Origin of the sequence: Massilia cavernae, from assembly GCF_003590855.1 — a bacterium.
GTDB lineage: Bacteria > Pseudomonadota > Gammaproteobacteria > Burkholderiales > Burkholderiaceae_D > Telluria_A > Telluria_A cavernae.
The window spans coordinates 1-24697 of the sequence record NZ_QYUP01000175.1; the positions used below are offsets into that span (position 1 = coordinate 1).

At 64.4% G+C, this 24697-nt stretch carries 23 protein-coding genes and 1 pseudogene; 7 read left to right on the forward strand and 17 right to left on the reverse strand.

Annotated features, from left to right (window positions below):
• From D3872_RS25875 to D3872_RS22795, 6 genes are all read left to right on the forward strand, one after another.
• On the forward strand, positions 1-354 hold a 354-nt coding region (locus tag D3872_RS25875), incomplete at its 5' end, for a hypothetical protein (RefSeq protein ID WP_182915901.1).
• Between the two features lie 93 nt (positions 355-447).
• The gene (locus D3872_RS22775) at positions 448-2451 is read left to right on the forward strand and encodes an acyltransferase family protein (RefSeq protein WP_119812911.1); all 2004 of its coding nucleotides are present in this window, start codon (positions 448-450) and stop codon (positions 2449-2451) included.
• A 49-nt stretch (positions 2452-2500) separates the two neighbouring features.
• Entirely contained in the window at positions 2501-3364 is an 864-nt protein-coding gene (locus tag D3872_RS22780) for a prepilin peptidase (RefSeq protein WP_119812912.1), read from the forward strand.
• A 1-nt stretch (position 3365) separates the two neighbouring features.
• Positions 3366-4004, forward strand: coding sequence for a dephospho-CoA kinase (coaE, locus tag D3872_RS22785; protein ID WP_119812913.1), 639 nt, complete (start codon positions 3366-3368; stop codon positions 4002-4004).
• Positions 4005-4089: 85 nt separating this feature from the next.
• On the forward strand, positions 4090-4845 hold the full coding sequence (gene zapD / locus D3872_RS22790; RefSeq protein ID WP_119812914.1) for a cell division protein ZapD: 756 nt from the start codon (positions 4090-4092) through the stop codon (positions 4843-4845).
• Positions 4846-4860: 15 nt separating this feature from the next.
• Positions 4861-5043, forward strand: a complete 183-nt coding sequence (locus D3872_RS22795; protein ID WP_119812915.1) for a DNA gyrase inhibitor YacG — start codon at positions 4861-4863, stop codon at positions 5041-5043.
• 109 nt (positions 5044-5152) lie between these two features.
• Here D3872_RS22795 and D3872_RS22800 read toward each other — a convergent pair whose 3' ends face one another.
• From D3872_RS22800 to secA, 6 genes are all read right to left on the reverse strand, one after another.
• Complete coding sequence (locus D3872_RS22800; RefSeq protein ID WP_119812916.1) at positions 5153-5560, reverse strand: NUDIX domain-containing protein; 408 nt, start codon at positions 5558-5560, stop codon at positions 5153-5155.
• Positions 5557-6429: an ATP-binding protein gene (locus D3872_RS22805; RefSeq protein ID WP_119812917.1), complete on the reverse strand. Its 873-nt coding sequence runs from the start codon at positions 6427-6429 to the stop codon at positions 5557-5559. The genes D3872_RS22800 and D3872_RS22805 overlap by 4 nt, the downstream gene beginning before the upstream one ends.
• A 5-nt stretch (positions 6430-6434) precedes the next feature.
• Positions 6435-7673: a bifunctional glutamate N-acetyltransferase/amino-acid acetyltransferase ArgJ gene (argJ, locus tag D3872_RS22810; RefSeq protein WP_119812918.1), complete on the reverse strand. Its 1239-nt coding sequence runs from the start codon at positions 7671-7673 to the stop codon at positions 6435-6437.
• 95 nt (positions 7674-7768) lie between these two features.
• Positions 7769-8011: a hypothetical protein gene (locus D3872_RS22815; protein WP_119812919.1), complete on the reverse strand. Its 243-nt coding sequence runs from the start codon at positions 8009-8011 to the stop codon at positions 7769-7771.
• 123 nt (positions 8012-8134) lie between these two features.
• Positions 8135-8764: an invasion associated locus B family protein gene (locus D3872_RS22820; protein WP_119812920.1), complete on the reverse strand. Its 630-nt coding sequence runs from the start codon at positions 8762-8764 to the stop codon at positions 8135-8137.
• Positions 8765-9012: 248 nt separating this feature from the next.
• Positions 9013-11769: a preprotein translocase subunit SecA gene (gene secA / locus D3872_RS22825; protein ID WP_119812921.1), complete on the reverse strand. Its 2757-nt coding sequence runs from the start codon at positions 11767-11769 to the stop codon at positions 9013-9015.
• 272 nt (positions 11770-12041) lie between these two features.
• Here secA and D3872_RS22830 point away from each other — a divergent pair, with 272 nt between their 5' ends.
• Positions 12042-12440: a DciA family protein gene (locus D3872_RS22830; RefSeq protein ID WP_307719455.1), complete on the forward strand. Its 399-nt coding sequence runs from the start codon at positions 12042-12044 to the stop codon at positions 12438-12440.
• Here the strand turns inward: D3872_RS22830 and lpxC are convergent.
• The 11 genes and pseudogenes from lpxC to murD form a co-directional block, all read right to left on the reverse strand.
• Positions 12437-13372, reverse strand: coding sequence for a UDP-3-O-acyl-N-acetylglucosamine deacetylase (gene lpxC, locus D3872_RS22835; protein ID WP_119812923.1), 936 nt, complete (start codon positions 13370-13372; stop codon positions 12437-12439). The genes D3872_RS22830 and lpxC overlap by 4 nt on opposite strands.
• A 43-nt stretch (positions 13373-13415) precedes the next feature.
• Positions 13416-14258 carry a DMT family transporter gene (locus D3872_RS22840; RefSeq protein WP_119812945.1) on the reverse strand — a complete coding sequence of 281 codons (843 nt, stop codon included), beginning with the start codon at positions 14256-14258 and terminating at the stop codon, positions 13416-13418.
• Between the two features lie 189 nt (positions 14259-14447).
• Positions 14448-14954, reverse strand: coding sequence for a peroxiredoxin (locus D3872_RS22845; RefSeq protein WP_119812924.1), 507 nt, complete (start codon positions 14952-14954; stop codon positions 14448-14450).
• A gap of 150 nt (positions 14955-15104) precedes the next feature.
• Positions 15105-16307, reverse strand: coding sequence for a cell division protein FtsZ (gene ftsZ, locus D3872_RS22850; protein ID WP_119812925.1), 1203 nt, complete (start codon positions 16305-16307; stop codon positions 15105-15107).
• A 156-nt stretch (positions 16308-16463) separates the two neighbouring features.
• Positions 16464-17710, reverse strand: a pseudogene (gene ftsA / locus D3872_RS22855) (cell division protein FtsA).
• Positions 17711-17719: 9 nt separating this feature from the next.
• Complete coding sequence (locus tag D3872_RS22860; protein ID WP_119812926.1) at positions 17720-18544, reverse strand: cell division protein FtsQ/DivIB; 825 nt, start codon at positions 18542-18544, stop codon at positions 17720-17722.
• Positions 18545-18550: 6 nt separating this feature from the next.
• Positions 18551-19510: a D-alanine--D-alanine ligase gene (locus tag D3872_RS22865; protein ID WP_119812927.1), complete on the reverse strand. Its 960-nt coding sequence runs from the start codon at positions 19508-19510 to the stop codon at positions 18551-18553.
• Positions 19507-20904 (reverse strand): UDP-N-acetylmuramate--L-alanine ligase, encoded by a 1398-nt coding sequence (gene murC / locus D3872_RS22870; protein ID WP_119812928.1) that lies wholly within the window; start codon positions 20902-20904, stop codon positions 19507-19509. Before murC ends, D3872_RS22865 begins: the two co-directional genes overlap by 4 nt.
• On the reverse strand, positions 20901-21974 hold the full coding sequence (gene murG / locus D3872_RS22875) for an undecaprenyldiphospho-muramoylpentapeptide beta-N-acetylglucosaminyltransferase (RefSeq protein ID WP_119812946.1): 1074 nt from the start codon (positions 21972-21974) through the stop codon (positions 20901-20903). Before murG ends, murC begins: the two co-directional genes overlap by 4 nt.
• 8 nt (positions 21975-21982) lie before the next feature.
• Positions 21983-23293 carry a putative lipid II flippase FtsW gene (gene ftsW, locus D3872_RS22880; protein WP_370660988.1) on the reverse strand — a complete coding sequence of 437 codons (1311 nt, stop codon included), beginning with the start codon at positions 23291-23293 and terminating at the stop codon, positions 21983-21985.
• Positions 23194-24690, reverse strand: a complete 1497-nt coding sequence (gene murD / locus D3872_RS22885) for a UDP-N-acetylmuramoyl-L-alanine--D-glutamate ligase (RefSeq protein WP_119812930.1) — start codon at positions 24688-24690, stop codon at positions 23194-23196. The genes ftsW and murD overlap by 100 nt, the downstream gene beginning before the upstream one ends.
• Positions 24691-24697 lie beyond the last annotated feature (7 nt).

Here is a 24697-nt window from a genome sequence, read left to right on the forward strand (position 1 = left end):
ACGCGCGTGCGCAGCCAGTTCGCCAAGCTGTTCGAGCAATCGCTCAGCGTCGAACTGAAAAAGCAGGACGTGCGCCTGCTCGATTCCACCGTCCTGCACCGCAAGACGGCGGCGGGCGGCCGCGCCAGCGACATCGAATACGAGTCGCTGAGCCGCTCCGCGCGCTTTGTGCTCGAAGTCGAACTGCTGGTGGTAAACGGCGAAGTCGAGGCTGTGGCCACCCTGAAGGACCTGCGCAGCGGCGACATCGCGGCCAGCGTACGCCAGAAGGTCGACAACCTGGACAACGCGTCCGAGATCGACCGCGTCAACCGCCGCCTGGTGCAGCGCCTGATGCAATACAAGTCGGTGTAAAACCGCACGCCCCAGAACCGTCGCTCCCCGAGCGACGGCGCTATCTTGCATGGCCGATCGTTTATACTTCCGCCACGCAACTTTCCCACCACCATGAAAATCGATAAGAATATTCCCGCGCTAGCCATCAAAGCGGCAGCGGGCGACGTCGACCTGTCCACCCATCCCAAGTACCGCAGCGACATCGACGGCCTGCGCGCCATCGCCGTGCTGGCGGTGGTACTGTTCCACGCGTTCCCCTCGCTGCTGCCCGGCGGCTTCACCGGGGTCGACGTGTTCTTCGTGATTTCCGGCTTCCTGATTTCGACCATCCTGGTCAAGGAACACGCGCGCGGCAGCTTCACCTTCGGCAGCTTCTACGCGCGCCGCATCCGCCGCATCTTCCCCTCGTTGCTGCTGGTGATGGCGTGCTGCTTCGCGTTCGGCTGGTTCGCGCTGTTCCCCGACGAATTGAAGCAGCTTGGCCTGCACCTGCTCGGGGGCGCCGGCTTCGTGTCGAACGCCGTGCTGTGGAACGAAGTGGGCTACTTCGACCGCGCCGCCGACACCAAGCCGCTGCTGCACCTGTGGTCGCTCGCGATCGAGGAGCAGTTCTACATTTTCTGGCCGGTGCTGCTGCTGGTGGCCGCGAAGCGCCGCTTCAGCTTCATGGCGCTGGCGGCCGGCCTCGCGCTGCTGTCGTTCGCCATCAACGTCGGCTTCATCAAGGCCTTCCCCACCGCCGGCTTCTACTCGCCCGCCAGCCGCGCATGGGAGCTGCTGCTCGGCGCCGTACTGGCCTGCGCGATGCTGTCGCCGCGCGGCCTGCCACTATTGACAAATGCCGCCCCGGCGGCGCGCAACCTGCGCGCCGGCGCGGGCGCGCTGCTGCTGGCGCTCGGCCTGGCGCTGATCACGCGCGGCCACGCCTTCCCCGGCTGGTACGCGCTGCTGCCGACCGTTGGCACGGTGCTCCTGATCAGCGCCGGCCAATCGGCCTGGTTCAACCGCGCGGTACTGTCGAACCGCGTGCTGGTGTGGTTCGGCCTGATCAGCTATCCGCTCTACCTGTGGCACTGGCCGCTGCTGTCGTTTGCCCATATCGTCGAGTCGGGCACGCCGTCCGCACCGCTGCGCGCCGGCGCGGTGGCGCTGGCGGTCGTGCTGGCCTGGCTGACCTGGCGCTTCGTCGAGCGGCCGATGCGCTTCGGCGCCAGCCGCTACACGGTGGCGATCCTGGCCGCCGCGATGACACTGCTGGCGGCCATCGGCGGCATGGCCTGGTTCAATAATGGCGTGCCGGAACGTGCCGCCATCCTGGACAACGCGCGCCACCAGAAATCGCTGGTGATGGTCGAGGACAGGGACAACGCCGCGGCCTGCAAGCAGCGCTACGGCTTCGATTCGATGTACGAATACTGCCTGATGGCGCAGCCTGCCAGGGAACCAACGGTGGCCATGGTGGGCGACAGCCACGCCTACCATGTGTCGGCCGGGCTGCTGAAATACTATTCCAGCATCGGCGAAAACCTGGTCTATTTCGGCACCCGCCACCCGTACTGGAACCTGCCTGCGGAGGGCGACCCGTACCAGGAAGCCACCCAGCAGATGCTGGAACTGGCCCTGTCCACGCCGACCATCAAAACCGTGGTGATCTCGGCCCACGTGCGGATGGACGCCGTTTCCCCGTACGGCAAGCGCCTGGCCGACGCTGCACGCGACACGCTGCGGCGCTTCACCGCGGCCGGCAAGCACGTGATCTTCATGGACGACGTGCCGATCCTGCCGTTCGATCCGCGCGCCTGCATCAAGCGCGCCGGCGTGGCATCGTCCGCCACCCGCATCCCGTGCGCGATGCCGCGCGCCGAGGCCGAGGCGCAGACGCCGGAGCACTTCGCCGTGGTCGACGCTTTGATGAAGGAATTCCCGATGGTCGAGCGCTTCCGCCCAACGCCCTACCTGTGCGATGCGAAGCTGTGCTGGGTGATGAAGGACGGCGAACTGCTGTTCCGCGACAAGGACCACCTCAGCTATGAAGGCGACCTGTTCATTGGTAAAAAATTTGCCGAGGAGCAAGCCCTAAAGGCTGCCCGGCGGGCCGGAAAAACCCTACAATAGAATGATTCAGGGCATCACCCTTTCGATTTGAATCTGGAGCATCAACTTAGTGGAAATCCTTTTGTTCGCCCCTGCCGGATCGCTCGGCGCCGCCCTTGCCGCCGCCCTGCTCGGGCTATTGATCGGCAGCTTCCTGAACGTGGTGATCTACCGCGTGCCGACGATGATGCAGCGCGAATCGGACAACTACGTCGCCAGCGAAAGCGGCAAGGAACTGCCCCACACCGACCGTTTCAACCTGATGCTGCCGCGCTCCGCCTGCCCGCATTGCGGCCACCAGATCACGGCGATGGAAAACATCCCGGTGATCAGCTGGCTGGTCCTGCGCGGCAAATGCCGCGCCTGCAAGGCGCCGATCTCGCCGCGCTACCCGCTGGTGGAAGTCTTCACCGGCCTGGTGTCGGCCGCGATGGTCTGGCACTTCGGCAGCGGAGCGATGGGCCTGGCCACGCTGGTGTTCGCGTGGATGCTGATCGCGATGACCTTCATCGACTTCGACACCCAGCTGCTGCCCGACGACCTGACCTACCCACTGCTGTGGCTTGGCCTGCTGGTCAACCTGGACGCCATGTTCGTACCGCTGCGCGAGGCCGTCATCGGCGCCGCCGCCGGCTACCTGGTGCTGTGGGCGATCTACTGGCTGTTCAAGCTGGTGACCGGCAAGGAAGGCATGGGCTACGGCGACTTCAAGCTGCTGGCCGCCCTCGGCGCCTGGCTTGGCTGGGGTATGCTGCCGACGATTATCCTGCTGTCGTCGGTGGTCGGTGCAGTGGTCGGCATCAGCCTGATCGTCTTTACCAAGCATGGCCGCGAGAAGCCGATCCCGTTCGGCCCCTACCTCGCCGCCGCCGGCCTGATCGCCCTGCTGTTCGGGAACCAGGTGACCGCTTTCACCCAGTCCCTGCTGGCCTGATATGACTACCGGCGCTGCCAGCGACAAGACCAGCCGCTTCAGCGTCGGCCTCACCGGCGGCATCGGCTGCGGCAAGACCACGGTTTCCGACATGTTTGCGGCGCTGGGCGCTTCCATCGTCGACACCGACCAGATCGCGCACTCGATGACCGTGCCGCACGGTCCCGCCATGCCGGCCATCCTGGCCGAATTCGGCGCCGGTTTCGCGGCGCCCGACGGCTCGCTCGACCGCGCCAAAATGCGCGCCCTGGTATTCGCGGACAGTACCGCGCGCCACCGCCTCGAAGCCATCCTGCACCCGATGATCCGCGACGCCGCCTACGCGGCGGCCGCCATCGCCACCGGGCCGTACGTGATGTTCGTGGTGCCCCTCCTGATCGAATCGGGCAGCTGGGCTGACCGCGTCAGCCGCGTGCTGGCGGTCGACTGCCCCGAAGAACTGCAGGTGGCGCGGGTCGTCGCCCGTAATGGATTGGCAGAAGAACAAGTGCGCGCGATCATGGCGACCCAGGTAACGCGCCAGGCGCGACTCGCCGCGGCCGACGACGTGGTCGTCAATGACGCCGGACTGGAGGAACTGCGGCCGCAAATCGCCCGCCTTCATGCAAATTACATGGAATTTTCGGAGAGAATGGCTTGAATACCGCTGGAGCGTTTGTAATTTTGCTTCGCTTGGTTCAGAATCACGTGATTGTCGTTCAGCCTACATTAACAGGGATGTCATTTTGATCGTCTACGAATACCCTTTCAACGAGCGCATTCGCACGTTGTTGCGGCTGGAAGACCTGTACGAGAAATTCAAGTTCTTTGTTCATCAAGAACACGCGATGCAGCACCACGTCGCACTGTCGACGATCTTCGACATGCTGGAAGTGGCCGGCCGTGCCGACCTCAAGTCCGACCTGCTGCAGGAGCTCGAGCGGCAGAAACAAAGCCTGCTTAGCTACCGCTCCAATCCCAACGTGGTTCCCGAGATGCTCGACGCCGTGCTGTCCGAGCTGGAGACGGTCAGCGGCGCGCTGGTGGCGGCGCAGGGCAAGACAGGCCAGAACGTGCGCGACAACGAATGGTTGATGAGCATCCGCGGACGCACCATCATCCCGGGCGGCGCCTGCGAATTCGACCTGCCGTCCTACCACGCCTGGCAACAACGCCCGGCGGAGCAGCGCTTCCGCGACATCACCAACTGGTTCGCGCCGCTGGCGCCGCTGTTCGACGCGCTGGCACTGGTGCTGCGCCTGTTGCGCGACTCCGGCGGCCCGGTCAAGATGATCGCGGTGGCAGGCAGCTACCAGCAGATGCTGCAGGGGAAGGTGTACCAGATGCTGCGGCTGTCGATCGACGAAACGCTGGGTGCGATTCCGGAGATCTCTGCCAACAAATACATGTTGTGGGTTCGCTTCACAACGCAGGGCGGCGATTTGAAACCGAAGCCGCTGGAAGACGATGTGCCGTTCGAACTCACGCTTTGCAACTTTTAACGACGTGAGTTATTTATGCCAGTAGTAGCCTGCCCCACCTGCGGCAAGAAGGTCGAATGGACCGAAGCCAACAAGTACCGCCCGTTTTGTTCGGAGCGCTGCAAGCAGATCGACCTTGGCGCATGGGCCGAGGAGAAGTTCGTGATTCCGGGTCCGTCGGTCGATGACGATACGGTGCCGGATAAGGACAACGGTTAAGGTACGTTGAATTCGGCGGATGCGCTACGCTTATCCGCCCTACCGACCGTGGGATTCGAAGACACGTAGGGCGGATAAGCGAAGCGCATCCGCCGTGCACCGCGTTAGCCTATGCGTAACGCAATCTGTCCAACCACTCCAACAACGGTATCGTCGCCGGCAATAACGGTTCGACACCCACCGTCCCCTGCCACGCAAACGCCTGGCCTTCGAGGCTCTGCGGCTCGCCGCGCCATTCGCGGCTGATGAAGAAGTGCAGCCTCACGTGCGCGTGCTCATACACGTGCTCCACCCCGCACCACTCCTCCGCGCTGACGATCTCGATGCCCAGTTCTTCGACGAACTCGCGCTTCAACGCGTCCAGCACCGTTTCGCCCGGATCCACTTTCCCGCCCGGGAATTCCCAGTAGCCCGCATACGGCTTGCCTTCGGGCCGCTGCCCGAGCAGCACGTCGCCATTCGGCTTCATCAAAATACCTACCGCCACGTCGATCGGGGGCACAGTCGTATCGGTCATTCGGGCAGCTTCCCCGCATAGTCCTTTGCGAACTGCCATGCCACGCGCCCCGAGCGCGAGCCGCGTTGCAGCGCCCAGCGCAGCGCGTCGCCGCGCGCCGACTCCACCTGTGCGTCGTCGCAGCCGAAGCTGCGCAGCCAGTGGCCGACGATATCGAGGTAGTCGTCCTGCTTGAATGGATAGAACGATAGCCACAGGCCGAAGCGCTCCGATAGCGAGACTTTTTCTTCCACGGTTTCGCCCGGATGCAGGTCGCCGTCGCCGGTGGCGGTGTAGCCCGCGTTGTCCGACATTTTTTCAGGCATCAGGTGGCGCCGGTTGGAGGTGGCGTAGATCAGCACATTGTCCGACTGCGCCGACACGCCGCCGTCGAGCGCCACTTTCAGCGCCTTGTAGCCGCCTTCGCCCTCTTCGAACGACAGGTCGTCGCAGAAGATCACGAAGCGCTCGGGACGCCCGGCCACCAGGTCGACGATGTCGGCCAGTTCGGCCAGGTCGGCCTTGTCGACTTCGATCAGGCGCAGGCCGTCCGGCGCGAACTGGTTCAGGCAGGCCTTGATCAGCGAGGACTTGCCGGTGCCGCGCGCGCCCGTCAGCAGCACGTTGTTGGCCGGCCGGCCCTGCACGAACTGGCGCGTGTTCTGTTCGATCTGCTGCTTTTGCGCGGCGATGTTGTGCAGGTCGTCGAGCGCGATCTGCGACACGTGCACCACCGGCTGCAGGTAGCTGGCGCCGGTGCCGCGCTTGCGCCAGCGGAAGGCGAAGCTGCGCTTCCAGTCAGGCTCGCGCGGGTAGCTGGGTGGAAGCACCGCCTCCACCCGCTGCAGCAGCGCTTCGGCGCGCTGCAGGAACTGTTCGAGTGGAGTCATGCGGCTTACGAGCGGTAGTCGGCGTTGATGGTGACGTAGTCGTGCGACAGGTCGCAGGTCCACACCGTGGCGGTCGCATCGCCGCGCGCCAGCTTGACGCGCACGGTGATCTCGCTCTGCTTCATCACGCGCTGGCCGTCCGCTTCCTGGTAGTCTGGATTGCGGCCGCCATTCTTGGCCACCCACACGTCGTCCAGGTACATGTCGAGCTTCGTCACGTCGAGGTCGTCCACGCCGGCATAGCCTATCGCGGCCAGGATGCGGCCCAGGTTAGGGTCGGAGGCGAAGAAGGCGGTCTTGACCAGCGGCGAGTGCGCGATCGAGTACGCGATCTTGCGGCATTCCTCGACATCCTTGCCCTCGTCCACCGTGATGGCGATGAACTTGGTGGCGCCTTCGCCGTCGCGAATGATCTGTTGCGCCAGGTTGCGCGAGATGTCGGTGACGGCGTCGCGCAGTTCGGCGTATTCCGGCGCGTCGGTGGAATTCACTTCCAGGCTGCCGGCGCCGGTGGCGATCAGCATGAAGGAATCGTTGGTCGAGGTGTCGCCGTCGATGGTGATGCAGTTGAACGAGTGGTCGGCAGCGTGGCGCACCAGCTGGTCGAGCACCGGCTGCGCGACCTTGGCGTCGAATGCCAGGTAGCCCAGCATGGTGGCCATGTTCGGCTTGATCATGCCGGCGCCCTTGCTGATGCCGGTCATGGTGACGCTGTGGCCGCCGATGGTGACCGTGCGCGACGCCGCCTTCGGCTGGGTGTCGGTGGTCATGATCGCTTCGGCCGCGTTGTACCAGTTATCCAGCTGCAGGTTGGCGATCGCATCCGGCAGGCCGGCGATGATTTTCTGGACCGGCAGCGGTTCGAGGATAACGCCGGTGGAGAAAGGCAGGATCTGCTGCGGGTCGAGTTCGAGCATGCGCGCCAGCACCTTGCAGGTCTCGCGTGCGTTTTCCAGGCCGGACTCGCCGGTGCCGGCGTTGGCATTGCCTGTGTTGACCACCAGCGCGCGGATCTTCTTGCCGCCCGCGCCAGCCGCGGCCAGGTTGGCCTTGCTGATCTGGACCGGCGCCGCGCAGAAGCGGTTTTTGGTGAACACGCCCGCCACGGTGGCGGTCTCCGCCAGCTTCATGACCAGCACGTCCTTGCGGTCGGGCTTCTTGATGCCGGCTTCGGCAAAGCCGATTTCGATTCCGTTGACGGGTTTCAGGTCTTCGGCGACGGGCAGGGGGGAATTGACGGCCATGGCGGGTTCTCTAGCGGTGGAATGGAAGCCGCTATTGTACTGCCTGAAGCGCAAACGTGAGGTTTCGACCACATTCCCCGCTCGCCCCGCTCCTTCTAGCGGCGCGCCGTCGCGTCGGCGCTGGACCACACCTGCATGCACTGCGAGCCGGTCCAGCTGGTGCTTTCGGGGCAGGTGCACTGCTTGTCCCTGATCTCGCTGTTGGCGGGGCACTGGGCCTGCTGCGACTGGCCGACCGGTCCCGCCACCTCAGGCACATGCCGAGGCGGACGCACGCCCCACCACAAGGCGACCAGCAAGCCAGCAACAACGACAACCGCGGCGCGAAGCGAGTTCATGGCATCCTTCGTTATCAGGAATCGATGCTCCACGATTGCAGCAAGCCGCCGCGCTTGAGTTGGGAATAGTCAACTAATGTGCAGGGTGCCGGCACGCGGTACCGGATCGGTCAAGCGTGGGCGCTACAGCGCGGCCATTTTTCGCAGCGGGGCCTGCGGGCTGCCCTTGTAGCGCCGCAGGGCGTCGAGGGCGCGTTCGAAGCCGGCCAGCGAGATGGGCAGGACGATTTGCTGGCCGCCCTGGTGCAGGTAGGCGAAGTGCGCCTGCTTGCCGGTGCACCAGACCTGCAGCACCTCCGGCACCAGCCTGCCGGCCGCCTCGCAGCGGCTGCGGTCGCAGCTGCTGATGACCAGGCGCAGGGCGGGACGGTCGTCGATCCTGATGCCGATGCCGGCCTTCTGTACGGCGCTTGCGGAGAAGCGCGCGCGCAGGGTCGGCACCTGGTCGGAGTCGGCGAAATCGACCGTCAGCCCTACCACCACCTGGCGCTTCTGCAGATTGACGGCGACCAGCTGCGATACCATGCAGCGCTCGGCCTGAGCGCCGTGGCTGTAGCCTGCCACCGCGCATGAATAACCCCACGCGCCGAAGCGCTCCTCTCGCGTGACCCGCGGTTTGCCATCGGCAGGCGCCATGATGCCGCTGTCCTTCCCAGCCGCGCTTGCGGGCGCGGCGGACAGCAGTGCGGCCAGGGCGAGCGCGCCGGTGCAGCCTGCAGCAAGGAGCGCAAACAGCATTGGTATTGTTTTCATTATTTGCTCGCTTGGTCATGAAAGCGTGCCGACGAACCCTGTCCCAGGCCGACGCAAAAACCGTACCAATGCGAATGAATTTTAAAAATCAAACACTTACATGAAAACGTCGTCCATTTATGTAAGTAAAACCGACATGCACGTATGCATGCTGCGCAACAACCTTCGTTGCGACACCTTGCGCGAATGCGCAGGCCCAAAAGGAAAAGCGCCCCAGAGGACGCTTTTCTTCATTCAGGCGGCGGGTTTCAGGCCAGCTTGCCGTGGCACTGCTTGAACTTCTTGCCGCTGCCGCAAGGGCATGGGTCGTTGCGGCCGACCTTCATGCCCATGTAGCCTTCGTCGCCGTTGGCCAGCGCCGGCATTGGTGCCAGCAGGTCCTCCGGCGCCGCGTCCGGGTTGAAATCGGCGTGCTGGTAGTTGACGTTCTCGACGTGCGAGTGGGCCAGCGCAGCTTCGGCCGCATCGATCTCTTCGCGCGACTGGATCCGTACCGTCATGACCATGCGGACCACTTCATTCTTGATCATGTCCAGCATCGATCCAAACAGTTCGAACGATTCGCGCTTGTATTCCTGCTTCGGGTTCTTCTGCGCATAGCCGCGCAGGTGGATACCCTGGCGCAGGTGGTCCAGCGCGGCCAGGTGCTCGCGCCAGTGCGTGTCCACGCTTTGCAGCATGACGTTGCGCTCGAAGCCGCCGAACGATTCCTTGCCGACGATGGCGACCTTGGTGCTGTACGACTCGTCGGCCGCGGCCAGCACGCGCTCGAGGATGTCCTCGTCGTTCAGGCTCGGGTCGGCGGTCAGCATGTCGGCCAGCGGCACGTTCAGCTGCCACTCGTTGGCCAGCATCGATTCCAGCGTCTTGATGTCCCACTGCTCTTCCACCGATTCGGCCGGCACGCTGGTGCGTACCAGGTCGGTGAACACGCCCGCGCGCAGCGATGCGATCAGCTCCGAGATGTCGGTGGTTTCCAGCAGTTCGTTACGCTGGGTGTAGATCACCTTGCGCTGGTCGTTGGCGACGTCGTCGTATTCGAGCAGCTGCTTGCGGATGTCGAAGTTGCGGGCCTCGACCTTGCGCTGCGCCGATTCGATCGAACGCGAAACGATGCCCGCTTCAATCGGTTCGCCTTCCGGCATCTTGAGGCGGTCCATGATCGCGCGCACGCGGTCGCCGGCGAAGATGCGCAGCAGCGCGTCGTCGAGCGACAGGTAGAAGCGCGACGAGCCCGGGTCGCCCTGGCGGCCCGAACGTCCGCGCAGCTGGTTGTCGACGCGGCGCGATTCGTGGCGTTCGGTGCCGATGATGTGCAGGCCGCCCTGCGCGACCACCAGGTCGTGCAGCGACTGCCATTCGTCGCGCAGCTTCTGCGATTGCGCGGCCTTGTCGGCGTCCGCCAGCTCGGCGTTCGCTTCGATGAACTGGATCTGCTTTTCGACGTTGCCGCCCAAAACGATGTCGGTACCGCGGCCCGCCATGTTGGTGGCGATGGTGACCATCTTCGGGCGGCCCGCCTGCGCGATGATCTCCGCTTCGCGCGCGTGCTGCTTCGCGTTCAGGACGTTGTGCTCGATGCCGGCCTTTTTCAGGATGCCGGACAGCAGTTCGGAGTTCTCGATCGACGTGGTACCAACCAGCACCGGCTGGCCGCGTTCGCAGCAGTCGCGGATGTCGACCAGCATGGCGTTGTACTTCTCGTCGGCCGACTTGTACACCTGGTCCTGGCGGTCCTTGCGCTGCGAAGGACGGTTCGGCGGGATCACCACGGTCTCGAGGCCGTAGATTTCCTGGAATTCGTACGCTTCGGTGTCGGCGGTACCGGTCATGCCGGCCAGCTTGGCGTACATGCGGAAGTAGTTCTGGAAGGTGATCGAGGCCAGGGTCTGGTTCTCGTTCTGGATGCGCACGCCTTCCTTGGCTTCGACTGCCTGGTGCAGGCCGTCCGACCAGCGGCGGCCCGTCATCAGGCGGCCGGTGAATTCGTCGACGATCACCACTTCATTGTTCTGCACCACGTACTGCTGGTCCTTGTGGTACAGCGCGTGCGCGCGCAGCGCCGCGTACAGGTGGTGGATCAGGGTGATGTTGGCCGCGTCGTACAGCGATGCGCCTTCCGGCAGCAGGCCCATCTTGGTCAGGATCTCTTCGGCGTGCTCGTGGCCACGCTCGGTCAGCAGCACGGTGTGCGCCTTCTCGTCCTTGGTGTAGTCGCCCGGTACCTCGACCTTGCCCTTGCCGTCCGGCGTCTCTTCGCCGATCTGCAGGGTCAGCATGCGCGGCACTTCGTTCAGCTTGTAATACAGCTCGGTGTTGTTCTCGGCCTGGCCGGAGATGATCAGTGGGGTACGCGCTTCGTCGATCAGGATCGAGTCCACTTCGTCGACGATCGAGAAGTTCAGGCCGCGCTGAACGCGCTCGCCCGACTCGTACACCATGTTGTCGCGCAGGTAGTCGAAGCCGAATTCGTTGTTGGTGCCGTAGGTAATGTCCGAAGCGTAGGCCTTCTGCTTGGTGTCATGGTCCATCTGCGACAGGTTGACGCCGGTCGACAGGCCCAGCCAGCCGTACAGGCGCCCCATCCACTCGGCGTCGCGCTGGGCCAGGTAGTCGTTGACGGTAATCACGTGCACGCCCTTGCCGGACAGCGCGTTCAGGTAGGCCGGCAGGGTCGCCATCAGGGTCTTGCCCTCGCCCGTGCCCATCTCGGCGATCTTGCCGAAGTGGAGGACCATGCCGCCGATCATCTGGACGTCGAAGTGGCGCATCTTGAGGACGCGGCGCGCGGCTTCGCGGCATACCGCGAACGCTTCCGGCAGCAGCTCGTCCAGCGACGCGCCCGCAGCGACACGCGCCTTGAATTCGGGAGTTTTCGCCTGGAGTTCAGCGTCCGACAGCTTTTCGATCTGCGGCTCGAGTGCATTGATCTCTCGTACCGTTTTTTGGTATTGCTTAAGCAGCCGCTGGTTGCGGCTACCGAAAATCTGAGTCAGTAATGACATGCTTGAATTCTTGAAAAAAACGCCGAAAAAGAAGCCCGGATAATATCAAAATTACATCAACCCGTGACCGGCCATGGCAAAAAGTGTGTGATTTTATCACGCGAACCCGTCCCAATTGGGGATTATGGCCTGAAGTACAAGAGGGGTTGGTTCCGGCGCGCACTGGTACACCGGAAACCCGCAGCTGTGATATGTTTCGCGCTATGCATATTTATGGAACCAAGACTTGGAAGACCTTCGGCGCGACTGACTTCTTGCGCAAGAATGAGCGCATGGCAAGCCTGCTGCCGGCTGCGATGCGCATGGCCAGTCTCCAGAAGGACTGCGCTGACGCCCTGCCCCCGATGTTTTCCAGTTGCGATGTGCTGTCCTTCGAACAGGGCCAGCTGGTGCTGGCCACGCCCACGTCGGCGGTCGCCGCCAAGCTGAAGCAGCAGCTGCCGAAACTGCAGGCGGCGCTGCACAAGCGCGGCTGGCAGGTCGACGGCATCAAGCTGAAGGTGCAGGTAACGCGCAGCGCGCCGCCTGCGGTCGAGATCCGCAAGCTGTCGATGCCGGAAACGGCCGTGACGGCCTTCGAGGAACTGGGCGACACCCTGGCGCCGACGGCCCAGAATGAAAAACTGATCGCCGCCATCAAGTCGATGGCGGCCAAGCGCCGCGCTTATTAACTAGGCGACCACTCGCTCGCCATCTGGCGCGCGTACGATGCCGGCGCCTGGTCCAGCGAATTGAAACTGACGATCTCGTACGAGCTCGGATCCTTCAGCAATTCCAGCAGCAGCAGGTTGTTCAGCGCGTGGCCCGATTTGTGGGCGTGGTAGCTGGCGATCAGCGGATGCCCCACCAGGTACAAATCCCCGATCGCGTCCAGGATCTTGTGGCGCACGAATTCGTCCTCGTAGCGCAGCCCATCCGAATTGAGGATGCGGTATTCGTCCATCACGATCGCGTTTTCCAGCGAACCGCCGCGCGCCAGGCCCATGCCGCGCAGGCTTTCCACGTCCTGCATGAAGCCGAAGGTGCGCGCGCGCGCCACGTCGTGCACGTAGGAGACGTCGCCGAAATCGACCTCGGCGCGCTGCATGGTGCCGTCCACCGCGGGGTGGTTGAATTCGATGAAGAAGTCGAGCTTGTAACCGTCGTGCGGCGACAGGCGCGCCCACTTTTCGCTGTTGCCGGTGCCCTGGCGGACTTCGACATCCTTCAGCACGCGGATGAACTTCTTCGGCGCTTCCTGTTCCTGCACGCCGGCCTGCTGCAGCAGGTACACGAAGGACGAGGCGGAACCGTCCATGATCGGGATTTCTTCGGCCGACACGTCCACGTAAAGGTTGTCGATGCCAAGGCCGGCGCAGGCCGACATCAGGTGCTCGACGGTGGACACGCGCGCGCCGTCGCGGATCAGCACCGACGCCATGCGGGTATCGCCCACGACGTTGGCGCTCGATGGGAATTCGACAACAGGGTCGAGGTCGACGCGGCGGAACACGATGCCGGTATCGGCTGCGGCCGGCGACAGGGTCAGCACTACCTTGGTGCCGGAGTGCAGGCCGACACCGGTGGTACGGACCTGCTGTTTGACGGTTCTTTGTTTAAGCATCCCTCGATTATATCCGGCCTGGATTCGGGCTGCATTTACAGGCTCAGGGATGCTCGCTCTCCGCATGCACCTTCTCGTGGCGGATCAGGTAGATGCCGCTGCCGATAATGATCGCCGCGCCCACCAGGGTGTAATGATCCGGCAAGGTTTGCCACAGCATCCAGTCGATCGCCACGCCCCAGGCCAGCGCCGAATACTCGAAGGGCGCCACGCTGGACGCCTCGCCCGAGCTGAACGCCTCGGTGATGGCGATCTGGCCGAGGAAGCCGCTGATCGCGAGGCCCACCAGCAGCCAGGCATCGGAGGCGCGCACCGCCACCCAGTTGGGCGCGGCGATGATGCTGGCGCCCACCGCGATCATCAGGATCAGCCAGAACATCACGTGTTCCGAGCGGTCGGTACGGGCCAGGATGCGCGCCGCGATGGCGGACACCGCATAGGCGACGGCGGAGCCGAGGATGGCCAGCCCGCCAAGGGTGAGCATGCCTTCGCCCGTCGGACGCAGCACGACCAGCACGCCGGCGAGGCCGACGCCGATGGCGATCCAGCGCGGCGCCTCCACGGTCTCCTTCAGGAAGACCACCGACAGGGCCGTGATCAGCGCCGGGGCGATGAAGAAGATGGTGTAGGCCTCGGCCAGCGACAGGTTTCGCAGGCCGAAGGCGAACATGCCGAGCATCGCGATGCCAAGCACGCCGCGCAGCACCTGCAGCGACCAGCGCACCTTCATGATATTGCGGAAGGCGCCGCGCCATGCGAGGTAGCCGACCATCAGCGGCAGCGACGACAGCGCGCGCAGCGCGGCCACCTGCACGGCAGGATAGTGCTGGGACAGCAGCTTCATTGCCGTGTCCATCAGCGAGAACATGGCGACGGCGATCAGCATCGCGTAGATGGAGCGCAGGTTGCCGTTCACGGTTCGTGTTGTTGTGGTGCTCATATCAGGTACTGCAGAAATAAATGTAGGGCGGATAAGCGAAGCGCATCCGCCATGAGTCGCGTGGACGCATGCAATGGCGGATGCGCTTCGCTTATCCGCCCTACGAGGCGGAAAACGAATCTAGCTAGCTAGAATTTACGCCAGTTGCTTCAGCAAGGTTTCGGCATTCGACACTTCGAAGCCGCCGCCCTGCTCCACGTTCAGTTGCTTGACGACGCCATCTTCCACCAGCATAGAGTAGCGCTGCGAGCGCGTGCCCATGCCGTACTTGGAGAAGTCCGCGTCCAGGCCCAGGGCCTTGGATAACGATGCGTTACCGTCAGCCATCATGCGGACGATGCCGCTGGCCTTCTGGTCGCGGCCCCATGCGCCCATCACGAAGGCGTCGTTGACCGAGATGCACCAGATTTCATCGACGCCCTTGGCCTTGAACTCTTCCGCGAACTGGACGTAGCCAGGCACGTGCTGGACCGAGCAGGTCGGGGTGAAGGCGCCTGGCAGGCCGAAGATCGCGACCTTCTTGCCCTTGACGAGGTCGGCCACCTGGAAGGTATTCGGGCCCAGGGTGCAGCCTTCGGTTTCGTTTTCCACGAATTCAGCCAGGGTGCCTTCCGGCAGGCGTTCGCCGATTTTGATGGTCATGTATGACTCCTTCTAGTGTGTTGGGGAGGGTGAAATGCCTAGACAACCAGTATGCCTGATCCGCCATTTTCTTGCTGGCGGCGGGGCAAAAATAAAAACGGCGGACGGGCAAAATGCCCGTCCGCCGTTCGAACCGGCAGCTCGCGGTGCTTAGTCGGCCTGCTTGCGCAGGAACGCAGGAATGTCGTAGGTTTCCACGCCATTGCGCTGCATCGCCTGCACCTGCTCGGAAGCCGACTCGCGGCGCCATACCGCCGGCTGCTTCATGCCGCCCATCGCGTCCAGGCTTGACGCAGCGCCCATCGACATGCCCTGCGACACGGTGGTCGCGCCAGCCGACATGATCGGCTGGTTGTGGGTGCCGGTGCGCAGCATCGGGGTCTGTACCAGCTGCATCGACTTCTTGGCTTTGCCCAGGCCAGTCGCCACCACGGTCACGCGGATGTCGTCGCCCATCTCGTCGTCGTAGGCGATGCCCTGCGCGATCGACGCGTCAGGCGCTGCAAACGCGCGCACCGCAGCCATGACTTCCTTGATTTCCTTGCCCTTCAGGCCACGGCTCGCGGTGACGTTGACCAGCACGCCGCGCGCGCCGGACAGATCGATACCATCCAGCAGCGGCGACGCCACTGCCTGTTCGGCCGCGATGCGTGCGCGGTCCACGCCCGACGCGGTGGCGGTACCCATCATCGCCTTGCCCTGCTCGCCCATGATGGTCTTGACGTCGTTGAAGTCGACGTTGATGTGGCCCGGCACATTGATGATCTCGGCGATGCCTGCAACCGCGTTGTTCAACACGTCATCCGCGTGCTTCATCCAGTCCAGCATGCTTTCGTCTTCGTAGATCTCTTCCAGCTTTTCATTCAGGATGATGATCAGGGAGTCGACGTGCTGCGACAGCTGCTCCAGGCCTTCCTCGGCGATGTCCATGCACTTCTGGCCTTCGTACGAGAACGGCTTCGAGACCACGGCCACGGTCAGCGCGCCCATCGACTTGGCCACTTCCGCCACGATCGGCGCGGCGCCGGTGCCGGTGCCGCCGCCCATGCCGGCAGCGATGAAGACCATGTGTGCACCGCGCAGGGAATCTTCGATGCGGGCACGCGATTCTTCTGCCAGCGCGCGACCGACCGCAGGCTTCATGCCTGCGCCCAGGCCGGTCTCGCCGATCTGGATGATGTTGTGCGCGGACGATGCGGCCAGGGCCTGCGCATCGGTGTTTGCCGCGATGAACTCGACGCCATTCACGCCTTTGTTGATCATGTGCTGAACCGCATTGCCACCCGCGCCGCCAACGCCGACGACCTTGATGACCGTACCCAGTGCTGCGTTATCGACCATATCGAACTCCATGATGTACTCCTGAATTAATGTGCCGTTTCCAAGCGCCAGGGCTCTTATTAATATGAAACCTGGAGATTGAAAACTGCGGTTATTTATAAAAAATCTCGTTCCTGCAAATCCCAAACCGTGCTGCCCGACCCTGCCATTTGCGACTTAAGAAATACCTTAAAAATTACCCAAGAACCATTCCTTCATACGCTGCCACACCGCCTTCACCGAGCCATCCTGACGCGTCACGATGTGCCCCCGCAAATACTGCTTCTTCGCTTCCAGCAGCAGGCCGAGCACCGTCGCATAGCGCGGGCTGCGCACCACGTCCGCCAGCTGGCCGCGGTAGTCCGGCGTGCCGAGGCGCGCCGGCTTCAGGAAGATGTCTTCGGCCATTTCGGCCATGCCCGGCATGATCGAGGTGCCGCCGGTCAGGACGATCCCCGACGACAGCACGCCTTCGTAGCCCGACTCGCGCACCGCCTGGTGCACCATCGCGAACAGTTCCTCGACGCGCGGCTCGATCACGGCGGCCAGCGCCTGGCGCGACAGGTTGCGCGGGCCGCGGTCGCCCAGGCCAGGCACTTCCAGCGTCTCGCCCGGATCGGCCAGCACCTGCTTGGCGACGCCGTAGCGGATCTTGATTTCCTCGGCCTCGGAAGTCGGCGTGCGCAGCGCCATCGCGATGTCGTTGGTGATCTGGTCGCCGGCGATCGGAATCACCGCGGTGTGGCGGATCGCGCCGTCCGAGAACACGGCGATGTCGGTGGTGCCGCCGCCGATGTCGATCAGGACCACGCCCAGTTCCTTCTCGTCGCGGTCAGCTCACATGGTCGGCCGATGCCATCGCTGCAGGATCAGGTCGATATTTCGAGGCCGCAGCGGCGCCGCACTTGGACGATGTTTCTGCACCGCCCGGTACCGCGCCCGGTCACGATTGTGCACCGCCACTTCCAGGCGCAACGCCCGATCATGCCGCATCGCTCGCGCACAGTCTTCTGCTGTCGACTCATTGAACTCTGCGGCACCGTGTGCACAGCTGCTGTCGTCGGCGAATGGGTGACGGGCCCTTCGCAGGTTTTGTATCACGCGCGCTCACGTCGGTCGCGGTCACATTCTTGTCCTTGATGGATCGCGACCATGCCGCTCGAATTGAACGAACGGATATGGCTGCCCGCGATACCGGCATACACATTGCGGATCTTGCAGTCGGCCATCAGCTCGGCCTCTTCGAGCGCGCGCTGGATCGACTCGACGGTGGCCTCGATGTTCACGACGACGCCTTTCTTCAGGCCTTTCGACTCGTGCTGACCGAGTCCGATGACCTCATGCCGTCCGTCGGCCATCACCTCGGCCACCACCGCCACCACCTTGGAGGTGCCGATGTCGAGTCCGACGATCAGATTTTTCGCGTCTTTTGTCATTTTCCTGGCCTACTGTCTGTTCCGGTTTGTGCTGCTGGTTGATTTCGTTTTTTGTGATACAGCCTTTACAGGCTTGCTTATGTCCGACGGCACCTGCAATCCGTGGGCCGATAAAGCCAGCCCGTTTTGATACCGCATGTCCACCGTCGCGATGCCATCCTTCAGGAGGCTGGACAGCTGCGGGTAGATCCCCACCAGCCGCGCCACCCTGTTCTTCAGCGTCGCCGCATCCTGCTCCCTGCCCAGCGCCACTTCCATCCCGTTGCTGAACTGCGCCGTCCATGCATAGCGGCCGGAGAGGTTCAGCGCGGTCGGCACCAGGCTCGCCGGCGCGAACCAGTTGCGCAAGTCGATGAACCGTGCCAGTACTTCCTTCTCGCTCCCCTTCGGCCCATCGAAGGCCGGCAGTTCATGGTCCTCGTCCGCCTCGGCCAGGTTGGCGGTGAAGATGTCGCCCTTCACCGACAGCAGCCTGCCGTCCTCGCCCCACGTGCCCAGCGCTTCATGCTCTTCCACTTCGACGATCAGCTGGTCCGGCCACTCGCGCCTTACCGTTGCGCGCCGTACCCAGGGCACCGATTCGAACGCGGTGCGCACCTGCTCCAGGTCCGTCGTGAAGAAGTTGCCCTTCACCTTGCCCAGCACGCCCTGCGCCAGCGTCAGCCGGTTCACATGCTTGAGCTCCATGCCGTACATGTGCTCCACATACACCGTGCGCAGGTCGAACATCGGCCGCTGCGAAATCCACCAAACACCTGAAGCCAGCAAAGCGATGACAACCAGTGCCATCAGGCTATTCGCCGTTGCGTTCAAGGCCCTTACGTCTTGCCACATTCGCGCTTAGCCCTGTCCCTTCGCCATCTTCAGGCGTGCCGAACGCAGGATTTCCACGCACAGGTCTTCGTAGCTGATGCCCACTGCGCGCGCCGCCATCGGCACCAGCGAATGCGAGGTCATGCCCGGCGAGGTGTTCGCCTCGATCAGGAACGGCTTGTTGTCCGCCTCGCGCAGCATGAAGTCGATCCGTCCCCAGCCTTCGCAGCCAAGCGCGTTGTACGCCTGCACCGCAAGGCGCTGGATTTCGGCGGTGGTCGCTTCGTCCAGCGCGGCCGGGCAGAAATACTGGGTGTCGTCGCTGAAGTACTTGTTCTGGTAGTCGTAGTTACCGCCGGGCGCCACGATCTCGACGATCGGCAGCGCGAGCGCGGTGCGGCCCTTGCCCAGCACCGCCACGGTGAACTCGCGGCCGGTCACGAACTGCTCGGCCAGCACCGAATCGCCCAGGCTCGCGGCCAGGTCGACCGCCGCTTTCAGTTCACCCTCGGCGCTTACCTTGGTGATGCCGATGGTCGAACCTTCGAGCGGCGGCTTGATCATCACCGGCAGGCCAAGCTGGGCGACGACCTGGGACAGGTCGGAGTCCGCATCCAGCGTCGCATACTGCGGCGTCGGCAGCTTGTGCATCAGCCAGATCATCTTGGTGTAGATCTTGTCCATGCCGACCGCGCAGGCCATCACGCCGCTGCCGGTGTAAGGGATGCCCAGCTGTTCCAGCGCGCCCTGCAGGCTCCCGTCTTCGCCGAAGCGGCCGTGCAGCGCGATGAATACGCGGTCGAACTTTTCGGCCGCCAGTTCGGCGATGCTGCGCTCGGCGGGGTCGAAGGGGTGGGCGTCGACGCCCTTGGACTTCAAGGCGGCCAGCACGCCGGTACCGGACATGATGGACACTTCGCGCTCGGCGGAACGGCCGCCGAACAGCACGCCGACCTTGCCGAATTCAGAAAGGGAATTTGCGCTCACTTCGAGGCCTCTGCATAGGTTGTCAGTTTGTTGGGAATGCCGCTGATCGAGCCCGCGCCCATGGTGATCACGACGTCGCCATCGCGCACGACGCCCATCAGGGTCGAAGGCATGTCGGCCATCGATTCAACGAAAATCGGTTCGATGTTGCCGCGCACGCGCAGCGCATGCGCCAGCGCGCGGCCGTCGGCGGCCACGATAGGCTGCTCGCCGGCTGCATACACCTCGGACAGCACCAGCACGTCCGGCGCGGACAGCACCTTGACGAAATCTTCGAACAGGTCGCGCGTGCGGCTGTAGCGGTGCGGCTGGAAGGCCAGCACCAGGCGGCGGCCCGGATAGGCCGCGCGCGCTGCCTTCAGCGTGACTTCGGTTTCAACCGGGTGGTGGCCGAAATCGTCAACCAGCGCGAACGTACCGCCGCCGGGGATGGCGACGTCGCCGTAGCGGGTGAAGCGGCGGCCCACGCCGCGGAATTCGGCCAGGCCCTGCTGGGTGGCCGCGTCGTCGACACCCAGTTCGCGCGCGATCGCGATCGCCGAGCAGGCGTTCTGCACGTTGTGCATGCCGGGCTGGTTCAGCACGAAGTCGGTGTCGTCATAGCCATCCTGCACGACGGTGAAGTGCATCTGCAGGCCGTTGGCGCGCGCGTTCACGGCGCGCACCTGTGCGTCTTCCGAGAAGCCGTAGGTGGTGATCGGCTTGGTCACTTCGGGCAGGATGCTGCGCACGTGCGGATCGTCGATGCACAGCATCGCGCGGCCGTAGAACGGCAGGCGGTGGGTGAAGTTCACGAACGCCGCCTTCAGCTTTTCGAAGTCGTGCTCATAGGTTTCCATATGGTCGGCATCGATGTTGGTGATCACTTCCAGCATCGGCGTCAGGTTCAGGAAACTGGCGTCCGACTCGTCGGCTTCGGCCACGATGTATTCGCCGGTGCCCAGTTTGGCGTTGGCGCCGGCGCTGGTCAGGCGGCCGCCGATGACGAAAGTAGGATCGAGGCCGCCCTGCGCCAGCACAGATGCGACCAGGCTGGTGGTGGTGGTCTTGCCATGGGTGCCGGCGATCGCGATGCCGCGCTTGAGGCGCATCAGTTCGCCCAGCATGATCGCACGCGGGACAATCGGCACCATCGCGGCGCGGGCGGCGACCACTTCCGGGTTGTCGTTATGGACGGCGGTCGAGGTGACCACCGCGTCGGCGTTCGCCACGTTACCCGCGGCGTGGCCGAGCATCACCTTGGCGCCCAGTTCCGCCAGGCGCTGGGTCGCGGCGTTGCTGCCCAGGTCGGAGCCGGATACGTTGTAGCCGAGGTTCAGCAGCACTTCGGCGATGCCGCTCATGCCGCTGCCGCCGATGCCGACGAAGTGAATGTTCTTTATCTTGTGTTTCATGCTTTTTTACCCGTTCCTGCCAGTTGTTCCAACACGTTTGCGATCGCCTCGTTGGCATCGCGTTTACCCACAGCCTGCGCCGCCACTGCCATCGTGCGGCAGGCGTCGCGGGTGAGCGATTGCAGCAGGGCCGCCATGCTCTTTGCGTTCAGTTCCGATTGCGGCAGGTGGATCGCCGCGTTCTGGTTCGCCATCCACACCGCGTTGTCGCGCTGGTGGCTGGTGGTCGACGCCATGAAGGGCACCAGCACGCTCGCCACGCCGGCCGCGGTCAGCTCGGACACGGTGATCGCGCCGGCGCGGCAGATCACCACGTCGGCGTCGGCGTAGGCGGCCGCCATGTTGTCGATGAAATCGACCACATTGGCCTGCACGCCCGCTTGCGCGTAGGACGCGCGCAGCGCGTCGATGTTCTTCTTGCCAGACTGGTGAGTGACCACCGGCCGCGCATCGGCAGGCAGCATCGCCAGCGCGGCCGGCACGCTGTCGTTCAAGACCTTGGCGCCCAGGCTGCCGCCCACCACCAGGACGCGCAGCACGCCGGTGCGCGCGCCGAAGCGCGTCTCGGGCGACGGCATGTCGAGGATCTCGCGGCGCACCGGATTGCCGGTGACGATGGCCTTGGCGGCGGCGCGGCCGAAGTCCGCCGGGAAGCCGAACAGCACCTTCTGCGCAACCGGCGCCAGGGTCTTGTTCGACAACAGCAGCGCGGCATCGGCGTTGACCAGCGCCAGCGGCACGCCGGCGCAGCGCGCCATCAGGCCGCCCGGCACGGTGACGTAGCCGCCCATGCCCAGCACCACGTCCGGCTTGCGGCGGCGGACGATGCCCATGCAGGTGGCGAAGCTGGCCGCCATCTTGAACGCGCCGCGCACGGTGTGGCCGAGGCCCTTGCCGCGCAGGCCGGCGAAGTCGATCGTGTCCATCGGGATGCCGGCTTTCGGCACCAGGTCGGTTTCCATGCCGTGGGCGGTGCCCAGCCAGCTCACCTCCCAGCCGCGCTGGCGCATGGTCTGCGCGATCGCGATGCCGGGGAAAATGTGGCCGCCGGTGCCGGCCGCCATGATCATCAGTTTTTTCACAGGCGCCCTCCACGCATCAGGACGCGGTTTTCGTAGTCGATGCGCAGCAGGATCGCCAGGCCGACACAGTTGATCAGTACACCCGAGCCGCCGTAGCTCATTAACGGCAGGGTCAGGCCCTTGGTCGGCAGCAGGCCGAGGTTCACGCCCATGTTGATGAAGGTCTGGACGCCGATCCAGATTCCGATGCCCTTCGCAGCCAGGCCGGCGAAAGTCTGGTCGATAGCGATCGCCTGGCGGCCGATATCGAAGGCGCGCTTGACCAGCCAGTAGAACATCGCGATCACGACCAGCACCCCGGCCAGGCCGAGTTCCTCGCCGATGACGGCCATGATGAAGTCGGTGTGCGCTTCCGGCAGGTAGTGCAGCTTCTCGACGCTGGCGCCGAGGCCGACACCGAAGAATTCGCCGCGCCCGAAGGCGATCAGCGAGTGGGTCAGCTGGTAAGCCTTGTCCAGCGCGTTATCTTCCTGCCACGGGTCGAGGTAGGCGAACATGCGCGCGCGGCGGAACGGCGACAGCGCGATGATCGCGCCGAAGATCGCCACCAGCAGCATGCCGATGCCGCCGAACCAGACGATGTTGATCCCGCCCAGGAACAGGATGCCCATCGCGATGCAGACGATCACGCCGAAGGCGCCGAGGTCGGGCTCGAGCAGCAGCAGCCCGCCGACCAGCGCGATGGCGGCGGCCATCGGCATGAAGCCCTTGGTCAGCTTGTGCATGTATTCCTGCTTGCGCACGGTGTAGTCGGCTGCGTACAGCACCGCGGCGATCTTCATCACTTCTGATGGCTGCAGGTTGAAGATCTTCAGGTTCAGCCAGCGCTGCGCGCCGTTGACCGACACGCCGATGCCCGGGATCAGCACTGCCGCCAGCAGCACCAGCGTGGCGACGAACAGGACGGGCGCATAGCGCTGCCACACCGCGACGCGGACGCGGAAGGCGAAGGTGGCGACGATGATCGACACACCCACGAACATGGCCTGGCGTTTCAGGAAGTAGTTATTGGTGTAGTTGGCGAACTTGGGCGAATCGGGCAAGGCGATCGAGGCCGAATACACCATCACCATACCGAACAGCATCAGCAGCAGCGTGACCCAGACCAGCGGCTGGTCGTATTCCATCATTTTCGACGGACGCGCGCTGCCACCCGACAGGGCGGCGGTCGACGATCCGGAGAATTTGAATGGAAGCTGGATGGCCATCAGATCTCCTGCCCCTTGTCGAGCGCCAGCTCGCGCACCGCGTCGACGAACACCTGCGCGCGGTGCGCGTAGTTGGTGAACATGTCCATGCTGGCGCATGCCGGCGACAGCAGCACGGCGTCGCCCGAATGGGCCAGCGATGCGGCCTTCCGCACGGCTTCAGGCAAGGTGGCGCAATCGACCATGTCGACGCCGGCCGGCTCGATGGCGGCGCGGACCAGCGGCGCGTCGCGGCCGATCAGCACCACCGCGCGCACATAGCGCGAAGCCGGTTCCGCCAGCGGGTCGAATTCCTGGCCCTTGCCGTCGCCGCCGGCGATCAACACGATTTTTTGATGCTCGGCGCCGAAGGCCTTGCCCAGGCCATTCAGGGCCGCGACGGTGGCGCCCACGTTGGTTCCCTTGCTGTCGTCGTAGAAGTCGACGCCGTCGATGGTGGTCACCAGCTCGACCCGGTGCGGCTCGCCCTGGTATTCGCGCAGGCCGTGCAGCAGCGGCGCGAACGGCAGGCCGATGGCGCGGCACAGGGCCAGCGCGGCCAGCGCGTTCGATGCGTTGTGGATGCCGCGGATGCGCAGCGCGTCGGCAGGCATCATGCGGTTGACGATGGCAGGCACTTCTTCCACCGGTTCGTTCTTGCGGCGTTTCTTTTCGCTTTCCTCGCCCGGCGTGGCGTTGGCCAGCCACAGCACGCCGCGCTCGTTGACCAGGCCGAAGTCCCCTGCCTTCACGGGTTCGCCGATGCCGAAGGTGACCACGCTGGCGGTCGGCGCGGCCATGCGCATGACGGCGGCGTCGTCGCGGTTAAGCACGCGTACGGTGCCCTCGCCGAAGATGCGCGCCTTGGCGTTGGCGTAGGCGGCCATGTCGCCGTGCCAGTCGAGGTGGTCCTGGGTGACGTTCAGCACGGTGGCCGCGTCGGCGGCCAGGCTGAAGGTCGCGTGCAACTGGAAGCTGGACAGCTCAAGGATCCATGCCTGCGGCAGCGCGTCGGCGTCCATCGTTTCGCGCAGCACGTCGAGCGCCGCCGGGCTGATGTTGCCCGCCACGCGCGTCGCCAGGCCGGCGCGCTGGCACAGCAGGCCGGTCAGGCTGGTAACGGTGGTCTTGCCGTTGGTGCCGGTGATCGCGATGACCTTCGGCGCGTAGCCGCGCTCCTGCTTCAGGTGGGCCAGCGCCTGGGCGAACAGTTCGATCTCGCCCCACACGGGGATATTCCTTTCCAAGGCAGCCGGGGTGATGTCGGCCAGTTCGCGCTGCGGCATCAGGCCGGGGCTGACGGTCACGAAGTCCATGCCGTCGACCAGCGACGCGGCAAACGGCCCGCCGACGAATTCCGCGCCGGGCACGGAATCGCGCAACGCGGCCAGTCGCTGCGGCGCTTCGCGCGTGTCGGCGACGCGGACAAGCGCGCCGCAGCGCGCCAGCCATTGCGCCATCGCGAGGCCGGATTCGCCGAGCCCGAGCACCAGTGCTTTTTTGCCGTCGTAGATCATTCTCGTA